Source organism: Rhizobium sp. BK591 (assembly GCF_014195045.1).
Classification (GTDB): Bacteria; Pseudomonadota; Alphaproteobacteria; order Rhizobiales; family Rhizobiaceae; genus Rhizobium; species Rhizobium anhuiense.
The window spans coordinates 1190012-1202190 of sequence record NZ_JACIAZ010000001.1 but is presented as its reverse complement, the minus strand read 5'-3'; the positions used below and the strand labels follow the sequence as shown (position 1 = coordinate 1202190).

Annotated in this window: 11 protein-coding genes; 4 read left to right on the top strand and 7 right to left on the bottom strand. The window is 62.2% G+C overall.

The genetic code is table 11. The features are described from left to right. Positions 1-27: 27 nt before the first annotated feature. Positions 28-450: a GFA family protein gene (locus FHX10_RS05840; RefSeq protein WP_063474998.1), complete on the bottom strand. Its 423-nt coding sequence runs from the start codon at positions 448-450 to the stop codon at positions 28-30. A gap of 295 nt (positions 451-745) precedes the next feature. Between FHX10_RS05840 and FHX10_RS05835 the strand changes: the two genes are divergently transcribed. Then, complete coding sequence (locus tag FHX10_RS05835; RefSeq protein WP_184389137.1) at positions 746-2584, top strand: ABC transporter ATP-binding protein; 1839 nt, start codon at positions 746-748, stop codon at positions 2582-2584. A 74-nt stretch (positions 2585-2658) separates the two neighbouring features. Here the strand turns inward: FHX10_RS05835 and FHX10_RS05830 are convergent, their stop codons facing one another. Then, entirely contained in the window at positions 2659-4032 is a 1374-nt protein-coding gene (locus tag FHX10_RS05830; protein ID WP_184389134.1) for a class II 3-deoxy-7-phosphoheptulonate synthase, read from the bottom strand. A 218-nt stretch (positions 4033-4250) separates the two neighbouring features. On the opposite strand from FHX10_RS05830, the gene FHX10_RS05825 reads away from it, so the two are divergent. Then, a complete protein-coding gene (locus tag FHX10_RS05825; protein WP_063475001.1) occupies positions 4251-5534 on the top strand; it encodes a pilus assembly protein TadG-related protein in 1284 nt (427 codons plus the stop codon). A gap of 67 nt (positions 5535-5601) precedes the next feature. On the opposite strand, the gene gor is transcribed toward FHX10_RS05825, so the two are convergent. After that, positions 5602-6990 carry a glutathione-disulfide reductase gene (gor, locus tag FHX10_RS05820; RefSeq protein ID WP_063475002.1) on the bottom strand — a complete coding sequence of 463 codons (1389 nt, stop codon included), beginning with the start codon at positions 6988-6990 and terminating at the stop codon, positions 5602-5604. 248 nt (positions 6991-7238) lie between these two features. Between gor and FHX10_RS05815 the strand changes: the two genes are divergently transcribed. Next, on the top strand, positions 7239-7457 hold the full coding sequence (locus tag FHX10_RS05815) for a hypothetical protein (protein ID WP_047611608.1): 219 nt from the start codon (positions 7239-7241) through the stop codon (positions 7455-7457). Positions 7458-7491: 34 nt separating this feature from the next. Here the strand turns inward: FHX10_RS05815 and FHX10_RS05810 are convergent, their stop codons facing one another. The 3 genes from FHX10_RS05810 to rpiA form a co-directional block, all read right to left on the bottom strand. Then, the gene (locus FHX10_RS05810; protein WP_028758549.1) at positions 7492-7776 is read right to left on the bottom strand and encodes an acylphosphatase; all 285 of its coding nucleotides are present in this window, start codon (positions 7774-7776) and stop codon (positions 7492-7494) included. 95 nt (positions 7777-7871) lie between these two features. Next, the gene (locus FHX10_RS05805; RefSeq protein WP_028758548.1) at positions 7872-8435 is read right to left on the bottom strand and encodes a DUF2059 domain-containing protein; all 564 of its coding nucleotides are present in this window, start codon (positions 8433-8435) and stop codon (positions 7872-7874) included. A gap of 15 nt (positions 8436-8450) precedes the next feature. Then, positions 8451-9149: a ribose-5-phosphate isomerase RpiA gene (gene rpiA, locus FHX10_RS05800; protein ID WP_028758547.1), complete on the bottom strand. Its 699-nt coding sequence runs from the start codon at positions 9147-9149 to the stop codon at positions 8451-8453. Positions 9150-9395: 246 nt separating this feature from the next. Here rpiA and FHX10_RS05795 point away from each other — a divergent pair, with 246 nt between their 5' ends. After that, entirely contained in the window at positions 9396-10112 is a 717-nt protein-coding gene (locus FHX10_RS05795) for an HAD family hydrolase (RefSeq protein WP_176707370.1), read from the top strand. Positions 10113-10255: 143 nt separating this feature from the next. Here the strand turns inward: FHX10_RS05795 and FHX10_RS05790 are convergent, their stop codons facing one another. After that, on the bottom strand, positions 10256-12166 hold the full coding sequence (locus tag FHX10_RS05790) for a murein L,D-transpeptidase (protein WP_097622378.1): 1911 nt from the start codon (positions 12164-12166) through the stop codon (positions 10256-10258). Between the last annotated feature and the right edge of the window lie 13 nt (positions 12167-12179).

Genomic DNA, 12179 nt, shown 5'->3' with positions numbered 1-12179 from the left:
AAACCTAGCCTCGGCGATCAACCTTTGTCAATCACGGGCCGGCGAGGATGACGATGGGGGATTCACGGCGTATTGCGGCAGGCCGTCCGATATCTCGTAGAAATCGCCCTTGTCGGCACAGTAGATATGATGGCCGAAGGTCAGGCCGCTCGGCGCGTCGAAGGCGCCGGCCATCACCGAAATCTCCGCCGATCCGTCCGCCTGCCAGAACAGCGCGGAGCCGCAATTCGAGCAGAAGCCGCGCTGCGCCTCGTCACTCGACCGGTACCAACGGACCGCCTCAGTGCCATCGACCGAAAGAGCCGCGCGGGCCACATTGACCGCGGCGTAATAAAATCCCGTCTGCCGGCGGCACTGCGAGCAATGGCAGCCAACGACTGGTCCTGGCGTCGCCATCGTTGAAAATCGCACGGCGCCGCAGAGGCAGCCGCCTGTATGCCGTCCGGTCATGATCGCTCTCCCGTTTATGACGGAACGTTGCCGCCGATCGCCCCCGGCGTCAAATCCATTCCGTTCAACGAAATCATCAGAAATCTTGAAAATCGCTGGCCTTATGCATGCTTGGTCGGCTCGAGCACCTGTTGCTCGACGACAACAGCCGCCAACCTCATCTCATCCCGGCATTGAATCGCCGGCTGTTGTCGGCGATACTTAAGGTCCAATTCACTCGACCCCCGGGAGACTGACATGAGAGCGACCCTGTCCAAACAGAAAGGAAAAATCCCCCACAAGGACATTCAGCTTCATGAATATTTCGTTCTCTCGCGCGAGGAAAAGCTCGCGACGCCATAACTCCTTCCTGAACCTTTTCCGTGACGATTCCAGTGCCGCCGACCGCGGCCGGCGTTGGTCGCGCATGCGCAAATTCCTCTCTTACTACCGTCCGCATCTGCCTTTGCTGCTCGCGGATCTGCTTTGCGCCATCCTCGTCGCCGGCACCGCTGTCGCCTTGCCGCTCTGCGCCAACATCGTCACCAGCAGGCTTCTGGCTCTGCCCGAGGCACCGCAGGCCTTCGCACAGATCCTGGCGATGGGCGGCATCATGCTGGCGGTTCTGGCGGTCCAGATCGCTGCGATCTTCTTCGTCGACTATCGCGGCCACGTCATGGGCGCCCGCATCGAGGCCACGGTGCGGCAGGAACTGTTCGAGCATTGCCAGAAGCTCTCGTTCAGCTTTTACGACCGCCAGCGCACCGGTCAGCTGATGAGCCGCATCACCAATGATAGCCTGTGGCTGGGCGAACTCTTTCACCATGGTCCTGAGGATCTTTCCATCGCCGTGCTCAAATATGGCGGGGCCATGCTGGTGTTGTTCTTCATCGATCCGCCATTGGCAGGCATCATCCTGCTGCTCACTCCGGTGGCGGTGGCCTATGCGCTCTATTTCAACCGGCGCATGAACCGCGCGCTCGAGGCCAGCAAACGGCAGATCGCCGCCGTCAACGAGCGCGTCGAGGATGCCCTCGCCGGCATCCGCGTTGTCCAGTCCTTCGCCAACGAGGCGCTGGAGCGCGAACGCTTCGCCGAGCAGAACCGGCGCTTCCTGCAAAGCCGCGCCGAAGGCTACCGCAGCGAGGCCTGGTTCTCGGTCGGCACCGAAACCTTCGCCCAGCTCATCACCATATTGGTGATCATCGTCGGCGGCCTGCGCATTTTGGCGGCGGAGCTGACCGTTCCCGATATGCTGACCTTCCTGCTCTGCGTCGCTGTACTGGTCGATCCGGTGCAGCGGCTCGCCAATTTCGTACGCCTCTGGCAGGAGGGTTACACCGGCTTCATCAGGGCCATGGAGATCCTGGAGATCGCCCCCGATATCACGGATCAGCCGGCCGCCCGTCCAATGGCGGCGCCAAATGGCGAGATCAGCTTTTCCGATGTTGCCTTCGGCTACGAGTCCGATGGTCCGCGCGTCCTCGAAAGGCTGTCGCTGACCATCGCGCCCGGAGAGTTCGTTGCCCTGGTCGGCCCCTCGGGGGTCGGCAAGAGCACGCTTTGTGCGCTCATACCACGCTTCTACGATGTCGAGGCCGGGGCGATCCGCATCGACGGCACCGATATCCGCGAGGTGACGCTGGCCTCGCTCCGCCGCCATGTCGGCGTGGTGCAGCAGGATGTCTACCTCTTTGCCGGTACCGTGGCGGAAAACCTGCGTTACGGCCGGCCCGACGCCACCGACGCCGAACTAGAGGCGGCGGCGCGCGCCGCCAATGCGCACGACTTCATCATGGCCCTGCCCCAAGGCTACGACACCGATATCGGCCAACGCGGCGTCAAGCTCTCGGGCGGCCAGCGCCAGCGCATCACCATCGCCCGCGCCTTCCTCAAAGATCCGGAGATCCTGATCTTCGACGAGGCGACCAGCGCGCTCGACAACGACAGCGAACGGGCGGTGCAGCAGGCGCTGCTCAGCCTGGCAAATGGTCGAACCACCCTGGTCATCGCCCATCGTCTTTCAACCGTCCGCCATGCCGACCGCATCCTGGTCCTGACGGCTGACGGCATCGTCGAACAGGGCACCCATGACGACTTGATGGCGCAAGGCGGCGTCTATGCCGGCCTGCACAGTATCCAGGCCAGCATCTGAGCCGCCATCCCTAAGCACAGCAATAAAAAAGCCCGGCATCGGCCGGGCTTTTCTTCATCCGTTTCGGGCTGATATCAGCCGTTGGCAACCAGGCGCTTCTCGTCGCGGCCGCCCTTCATGCGCTCGGCAAGCAGGAAGGCGAGCTCGAGCGCCTGGTCGGAGTTGAGACGCGGGTCGCAATGAGTGTGGTAGCGATCCTGCAGATCATCGGCCGTGACGGCGCGGGCGCCGCCGGTGCACTCGGTCACGTCCTTCCCGGTCATCTCGACATGGATGCCGCCGGGATGCGAGCCTTCGGCGCGGTGGATCTGGAAGAAGCTTTCGACTTCCGACAGGATCCGCTCGAAGGGCCGGGTCTTGTAGTTGTTGAGCGTGATCGTATTGCCGTGCATCGGGTCGCAGGACCAGACGACCTTGCGGCCTTCGCGCTCGACGGCGCGGATAAGCTTCGGCAGGCTCTCGGCAACCTTTTCGTGGCCGAAGCGGCAAATCAGCGTCAGGCGCCCGGCCTCGTTGGCAGGATTCAGGATATCGATCAGTTGCAGCAGATCGTCGGCCTGCAGCGACGGGCCGCATTTCAGGCCGATCGGGTTCTTGATGCCGCGGCAATATTCGACATGCGCATGGTCGGCCTGGCGCGTACGGTCGCCGATCCAGATCATGTGGCCTGACGTTGCATACCAGTCGCCCGACGTGGAATCGACGCGGGTCAGCGCCTCCTCGTAACCGAGCAGCAGCGCCTCATGGCTGGTGAAGAAATCGGTCTCGCGCAGGCTCGGATGGTTTTCCGAGGTGATGCCGATCGCCTTCATGAAATCCATGGTTTCGCTGATGCGGTCGGCAAGCTTGCGGTAGCGCTCGCCCTGCGGGCTGTCCTTGACGAAGCCGAGCATCCACTGATGCACGTTTTCGAGATTGGCGTAGCCGCCCATCGCGAAGGCGCGCAGAAGGTTCAGCGTCGCAGCCGACTGCCGGTAGGCCATGGCCTGGCGCTCCGGGTTCGGAATGCGCGACTCCTCGGTGAACTCGATGCCGTTGATGATGTCACCGCGATAGGCCGGCAAGGTTACGTCGCCCTGCTTCTCGAAATTCGAGGAACGCGGCTTGGCGAACTGGCCGGCGATGCGGCCGACCTTGACCACCGGCAGCTGCGCGCCGAAGGTCAGCACGACAGCCATCTGCAGAAAGGCGCGGAAGAAGTCGCGGATATTGTCGGCGCCGTGTTCGGCGAAGCTCTCGGCACAGTCGCCTCCCTGCAGCAGGAAGCCGTTGCCTTCGGCGACATTGGCGAGATGCTTCTTCAGGCGGCGCGCCTCGCCGGCAAAGACGAGCGGCGGATAGCTGGCGAGCTGGGCCTCCGTTGCCGCCAAAGCGGCTGCGTCGGGATATTCGGGAACCTGCAGGATCGGTTTCTGCCGCCAGCTGCTCGGGGTCCAATTCTCTGCCATCTCACTCACCTCACTCACATCCATACCTTAGGATGCCCTCAATATGCGGCGGCTTATAGACCTTTAGGTCAGTCTTGCAAAGACCATTCGCCGACAGTTGTCGCCTCGCCGCCGCCGCCCGCCATTCTCCAGTTAAACCAGCATATACCATGTCGATTTCCCCATATTTTAGACTTTCCATGTAGAACCGGTGAGAGTTTCAACATCGGGGTAATGGCATGGCGATCCTTCCGTCCGGTTTCATATCGGACCGCTCGGGCAATTTCGGCATCATGACGGCGCTGCTGGCGGTGCCGCTCTTCGGTGCTGCCGGCATGGCGGTTGATTTCGCCCACGCGCTCAGCCTGAGGACACAGCTTTTCGCCGCCGCCGACGCCGCCGCCGTCGGTTCGATCGCCGAAAAATCCGGCGCGGTCGCCGCCGCCATGACGATGAGCGGCAACGGCACGATCTCGCTCGGCAAGGACGATGCCCGCAACATCTTCATGTCCCAGATGTCCGGGGAGCTGACCGACGTTCACGTCGATCTCGGCATCGACGTCACCAAGACCGCCAACAAGCTGAATTCGAAGGTTTCCTTCAGCGCGACCGTGCCCACCACCTTCATGCGCATCCTCGGTCGGGACTCGATCACGATCTCGGGCGCCGCGACGGCGGAATATCAAACCGCCGCTTTCATGGATTTCTACATCCTGCTCGACAACACGCCGTCCATGGGCGTCGGCGCCACCGCGACCGATGTTTCCAAGCTGCAGGCTAAAACAGGCTGCGCCTTCGCCTGCCATCAGATGGACCAGAGCACCAACAACTACACCATCGCCAAGAGCCTCGGCGTCGCCATGCGCATCGACGTCGTGCGCCAGGCAACCCAGGCGCTGACCGATACGGCCAAGACCGAACGCGTCAGCAGCGACCAATTCCGCATGGGCGTCTATACATTCGGCACCAAGGCTGAGGACGCCAAGCTGACGACGATCTCCAGCCCAACCTCCGATCTGACGAAGGTGAAGAATTACACCGACGCCGTCGACCTGATGACCATTCCTTACCAGAACTACAACCAGGACCAGCTCACCAGCTTCGACAGCGCCCTGACGCAGATGAATACCATCATCGATCCGGCCGGTGACGGCACGTCGAATATCAGCCCTGAAAAGATCCTCTTCTTCGTTTCCGATGGCGTCGGCGACAGCTACAAGCCGTCGACATGCACCAAGAAGACCACCGGCGGCCGCTGTCAGGAACCGATCGACACCTCCTTCTGCAAACCGCTGAAGGATCGCGGCGTCAAGATCGCCGTGCTCTACACCACCTATTTGCCGCTGCCGACCAACGACTGGTACAACAAATGGATCAGTCCCTTCCAGAGCGAGATTCCGACGAAGATGCAGGCATGTGCCTCGCCCGGCCTCTATTTCGAGGTGACGCCGACCCAAGGTATCGCCGACGCGATGAAAGCGCTCTTCCTCAAGGTCATCCGCGCTCCCCGCATCACCAGCTAATCCATGCCGCCCGGAAGTGAGCCGCGGCTCCGGGTCGACGACATGCAGGGCTAAAGCCCCTCGCGGCCTAAAGCCGCTTGCCGTCGTGGATCCGATAGCTCGGCGCATACATGGTGACGAGCTCTTCGGCGGCCGTCGGATGCAGAGCCATCGTCCGGTCGAAATCGTCCTTGGTGCAGCCAGCCTTCAGCGTGATGCCGAGCAACTGCGCCATTTCGCCGGCATCGTGGCCGAGGATATGGGCGCCGACGACCTTGCGGCTCGCCGCATCGACGATCAGCTTCATGATCATCCGCTCGGCCCGGCCGGACAGTGTGGCCTTCAGCGGCCGGAACTGCGCGCGATAGACTTCGAGTTCGCCATAACGTTTGCCCGCCTCCTCTTCCGAAAGACCGACGGTACCGATCTCCGGCTGTGAGAAGACGGCGGTCGGGATCAGCTCGTAGTCCGGCCGGGTCGGATTGTTCTTGTATTCGGTTTCGATGAAGCACATCGCCTCGTGGATCGCCACCGGCGTCAGCTGTACCCGATTGGTGACATCACCGAGCGCATAGATGTTTTCGACATTGGTGCGGGAATATTCATCGACGATAACGGCGCCGCGTTCGTCGACGGCGACACCGGCCGCCTCCAGACCGAGGCCTTCCGTATTCGGATCGCGCCCGAGCGCCAACATGACGACGCCGGCCTGCAGCGTGCCACTGTTCAGTGTCTCCAGAATGAGGCCGCCGTCCTCACCCTTCGAAACCTTCTGCAGCATGTCGTGGCAGAGGATACGGATGCCCTTGGCGACCATTGCCTCGTGCAGCCCGCGTCTCAGATCCTCGTCGAAGCGTGACAGGATCTCGGCACCGCGATAGATCAGCGTCGTCTCGACGCCAAGCCCATGGAAGATATTGGCGAATTCGACGGCGATATAGCCGCCGCCAGCGATCACGATCGATTTCGGCAGTTCTTCGAGATGAAAGGCCTCGTTGGAGGAGATGCAGAGCTCGTGACCGGGAAGGGCCGCATGCGGGTTCGGCCGTCCGCCGGTGGCAACCACAATCGTCTTTGCGGTCACCGTCTGTCCAGTCTTCAGCAGCCGCACCGTATGGGCATCGACGAGTTCGGCGCGCGTTTCCAGGATCTCGGCATTGGCGCCGGCGAGCCCCTTCTTGTAGAGACCTTCCAACCGGGCGATTTCGACATCCTTGGCCGCCACCAGCTTCTTCCAGTCGAAGCTGCTCTCGCCGACCGTCCAGCCGAAGCCCGCCGCATCCTCGAAATGCTCGTGGAACTGCGAGGCATAGACGAAAAGCTTCTTCGGCACGCAGCCGCGGATGACGCAGGTGCCGCCATAGCGGTATTCCTCGGCGATCGCCACTTTCTTGCCGAGCGAGGCAGCGACACGCGCGCCGCGCACGCCTCCGGAACCGCCGCCGATGACGAAAAGGTCGTAGTCGTAGGAAGACATGAGGAGCTCCGGGAGGGAATCGCAGGAAGGATGTTCCTGATATAGGGGCGATCGTCACGAAAACAAAAGCCCGCTCCTGCGTCATCCCGTTCCCATCGCCGAATCTTCGCGGCAAATGGTCAATCCGGTCACCGTTACGGTTGATCCCGTCACCGTTTGCGGTTGACCCGGCCACGGTTTACGGTTGACCCGGCCGCCTCGGGCTGGCAGGCAATCCACGGGATATAGAAAGCATGCCGGAGCAAAAGATGGATCAGACTCTCTTCGCCAACCTGTGCAAGGCCGGCAAATTCAAGGAAGCGCTCGGGCTCGCCACCCAGGGCCACGAGAATGAGAAATTTACGCCAAGCCGGTTCGCGATGGACAAGAAAACAGGGCTGCCGATCTTCTATCGCGGCAACAAGCGCGTGGAACCGGATGAAACGGGTGTGTGGCAACTGGCAAAGAACTCGGATGCTTGGGGCTGAGCGGCCAGGGAGTATTCTTCAGATATCGCCGTTGTCAGCGGGTGATCCGGAAATCCGCCAGCGTCGTCTCGAGTTTAGCTGCTTCCGTTTCGACGCCTGAAACCGACGCTCCCGCGGGTCCCCGCCTGAGACGTTCGATCATTGTCGCGATGGCGATATCCGGTCCCGCGATCAACGCGACGACGGTCCCGTCCTGTTCATTGCGTACCCAGCCGGTCAGACCGAGGAGCACCGCCTCATCGCGCGTCCACATGCGAAAACCGACACCCTGGACCTTGCCGGATATCCGCACTCGGACAGCCTTGTCATGATCGGACATCTGCAGTCACCTGAAACCTCGCCGGCGGCATTTGCCGCATCATAGCAAAAAAGCCCGGACGATGCCGGGCTTTCGCAAGTTTGGTGGGACAGGCTTTACTGCTGGGCTGCCGGTGCGGGAGCCGGAGCGGCCGGGCTGTCGGTTGCCGGCGGCGGCGCCTTGATGACCTTGGAAAGCTCGGCGTTGCTCTGCTTTTCCAGATCGCGGGAAATGCCCTGCGCCCAGATGTCGGCAGCCTTCGCCGTCTCGCGCGAGGCGACAGGGCCGTCGCGCAGCAGCTTCTTGCCGACGTCGGAATTATAGAAATCGGCGATCGCCTTCAGCTCGTCGACGGTAAAGGTCTTGGCATAGGTGAGTGCTGCTTCCTTCTCCAGATCGCCACGGCGCGGCGCCAGCTTTAGCGCCTGCGCGTCGACCGTCGAGGAAATAACGTCCTGGTAGTTCGGCGAATCCTGGATCAGCCCGGCCTTCAGGCGCTCGGCGAGACCAGGCAGGATGTTGTCGAACTGGGCAGTGGCGCCGATGGCGTCGATCGCGGCGCGAGACGCCTTCAGCTGCTCCTCGGAGACCTCCTGCGCCTTGACGGCAGAGCCGAAGGCAAGCCCGGAAAGAACGACGGTCGCAGCGGCGAAACGGCCAAGACCTGCAATGTTCATCATGAGTATATGCTCCTGTTATCTGTTTGCCTGCAGTGTGCGCACACCCGCAGGACCGGCAATGATCGCAAGTGCCGCCATATTGATAAAGAGCCCGTGTTCAACGACGCCGGGTATGGAATTCAGCTCGCTCGAAAGCGCCTCTGCATCAGGAATGCGGCCAAAAGATGCATCGATGATGTGATGGCCGCCATCGGTGGTAAACTCTCCGTCACCGGACTGGCGCAGATTAAGTTCACCAGAAAGACCAAGCCGGGCCGCGACCTTCTCAATTGCGATCCGCGTCGAGACGAGCCCAAACGGATTGACCTCGATCGGCAGCGCGAAGGCGCCGAGCGTCTCGACCAGCTTGCTCTCGTCGGCAATGACGATCATTCGCTCGGAGGCGGCCGCGACGATCTTTTCACGCAGCAGCGCGCCGCCGCCGCCCTTGATCAGTCTCAGCCCCGCATCGACCTCGTCGGCGCCATCGATCGTCAGGTCGAGTGCCGGCAGTTCGTCAAGCGACTTCAGCGGTACGCCGAGTTCGACGCAAAGCCGCGCGGTCCTTTCCGACGTCGGAACGCCTTCGACTTTGAAGCCGCCAGCGACCTTCTCTGCCAGCAGCCGAACGAATTCCTCCGCCGTGCTGCCGGTGCCGATCCCGAGACGCATCCCGCTTTCGACATGAGCGAGTGCGGCCTCGGCGGCCTTGATCTTCATTTCGCGGGCATCCATGCGCCGCCAGCTCCGATTATTGCGTTGGATGTGCTGTTTACACGGCTCGCCTGGCAAACGAAAGTCAAAATCATCACGGAAAATGAAAAGCCGAAACAGATGCCTGCGGCCCTCCCGACCATTGCTGGACGTTGCTTTCCGCCGCGCGATCGCCTACCCCAGGAACGAGCTGTCGTTCCCGGGGCGACCCCGTCGCTCCCCGGGACGATCCTTTGTATCTCAGGACGATCCATCCCTCAAAGAGACATGCCCTTGACCCCTGCCCCCACTCGCCCGGCGCTTGTCGTCTTCGATCTCGACGGCACACTTCTCGACACCCATGTGGATCTGGTCGAGAGTCTGAACCATACGATCGCAGCCCTCGACCTCGAACCCGTCAGCTATGACGATCTCACCCACCTCGTCGGTCAGGGCGCGCGCGTGATGATCGAGCGCGCCTGCCGGCTGCGCGGCCATCCGCTTGAAAGCGATGTTCTGCCGCCGCTGGTCGAGCGCTTCGTCGCCCATTATGCCGGCAACATGCCCGGCCGTACCCAGCCCTATCCCGGCCTGGTCGCCGCCATGGACCGGCTCAAATCACAGGGTTACCGACTCGCCGTCTGCACCAACAAGATGGAAAGCCTGGCGCTCGGTCTGCTCGACAAGCTTGAGCTCACCCGATATTTCGACGCCATCACCGGCGGCGACACCTTCGAATACCGTAAACCCGACGCCCGCCACCTCACCGGCACCATCGACCGCGCCGGCGGCGACATCGCCCGCGCCGTGATGATCGGCGATAGCGTCAACGACATCGCCGTCGCCGGAAACGCTGGCGTTCCGTCGATTGCCGTGCCGTTCGGTTATTCCGACGTGCCGGTGAACACGCTGGGACCGGACCACATCATCACCCATTTCGATGAGCTGACGACGGAACTGGTCGAGATGCTGATCCGCGATTTCGCGGCGAAGGTTGCGGTCTGAGGCGATCGCTCGCCTCCGCCATTCCTCCAGAGGGGAGTGCAACACGGCACGCCCTCTCTACTTTGACTTTGTTTCCGTGCTCACCGCCAAAACAAAACGGGCGGCCCGAAGACCGCCCGCCAAAATACCTATAGAAACCTAGGTCAAATCTGCGCCCCACGCGCCTTGGTCGTCGCGTCGAAGGCCTTGTCGACATAGGCGTCGCGGCCGTAGACGTCGTCAAAATATTCCACCACACCGTCCTTGTTCGGCCAGGCGGTGAAGTAGGAGACGTAGACCGGGATCCTCTGCGGCACGCGCACAGCATGGTTCTGCCCACTGGCGATCTGCTTGGCGACGTCGTCAACCGTCGTGCCGAGCACGGCGGCCGCCATCGCACGCGGATTGGCAAGGCGCACGCAACCGTGGCTGAGAGCCCGCATATCGCGCTTGAAGAAGCTCTTCGACGGCGTGTCGTGCATGTAGATCGCGTGGCTGTTCGGGAACAGGATCTTCAGTTCGCCGAGCGCATTGTCGCTGCTCGGCGGCTGGCGCACCGAGACGTTGTCGGTCGAGCCGTACCAGTCGACGCTGGATGAGGCGACGGCATGGCCGTTCACCTCGACCTCGTAGCCGAGCTGGTCGAGATAGTTCGGGTCCGAGCGCAGCTTCGGCAGCATCTCATTGATGATGATCGATTGCGGCACGCCCCAGAACGGGTTGAACTCCACCGTCTCGATCTCGTCATCGAAGAAATAGGTCTGGTTGTTCTTGCCGCCGACCACCACGCGCATCGACAGCTGTTCCTTGCCGTCATTGTGGTAGTAGGCCATGTAGGCCGGCTGGTTGATCATGACGTAGCGGGAACCGAGATCCTCCGGCAGCCAGCGCGCCTGCTCCATGGCGACGACCAGCTTGTCGATCTTCGAGGCATTGGTGTCGCCGCCGGTCATGGCGCGCACCGTCGCCTGGCCGATGACGCCATCGGCCTTCAAGCCGCGCTCCTTCTGGAAATCCTCGACCAGCGCAACGATGTCAGGCGAATAGTCGATGCCGCCTGCGTAAGCAGCAAGCGTTGCCGCGTGATCCGTCCTGAGCGTCTCGGAACCGTGCTTGCCGATCGCCTTGACGATATTGGCGATCTCGGGCGAGCTGTCGCCGGGTCTCAGCAGCTTGTCGAGCGAAACGACGATCTGTTCCTCGTTGCCGCCGTCAGCGGCGCGAAGCTTTGCAAGCTCCGTCTTCAACGCCTGGAACTGCGGACTGTCGGGAGAGCGGTTGCCGATATAGGCACCGACATCGGGGCTCATGCGGGCAAGCTTCAGCACCGGCGTCAGGTTAACGACCTTGCGCTGGAAGTCGTGATAGCCGGAGATCTTGTTCGGATCGATGCGGCCGCGCTCCGTGTCCTGCACGAAGGCAAGGACCTTGGCGGAGAGTTCTAGCTCGAACTGCGTCAGCGCCCGGTCGCGGAAGGCGGGATCGGGATTGGCCGGGTCGATCGCCGGCGTCTGGACGGCGTAGTCGGCAGGGTCGAGACCGACGGAGGCCGCATCGGCAAGTGCCGTCATCGCCGCCTTCGCGCGGTCGTTGATCTGGTTGCCTTCGACCCAGACGAGCGGATTGCGGCTGTCGCCATAATAGGCTTCGAGCGCTTTTGCGACGTCGGCATTGGCGCGCACCTTGGCCTGCGCCAGGAAACGCCGCTGCACCGCAGGTTCGGCGCCGGCATCGCCGCTTGCCGAAACATCGGCGACCGCGCCGGTGACGACGGGATCGGCGAACTTGCCGGTATCGACGAGCTGCAGCGTCTCGGTTTTATAAGTATAATAACGCGGACCGCTCACCTTCGGCAGCGGCGCTTCCGGGTCGAGCCCGCCGAGCGAGCCCCCGACGGCGCCGCGCGGCACCGGTCGGCCGGGCGCCTGATCCATGAAGATGGTGCTCTGGCTCCGCTGCCTGTCGCCGCGCAGCATGTCCATCAGTGTGTAAGCATGCGCGGGTGCGGCACTCATCACTGCTATGCCGCAGGAAATTGCCAATGCGGATGCCGCGCTTTTCAAAACGAACGTCATATATCTTCCAGTC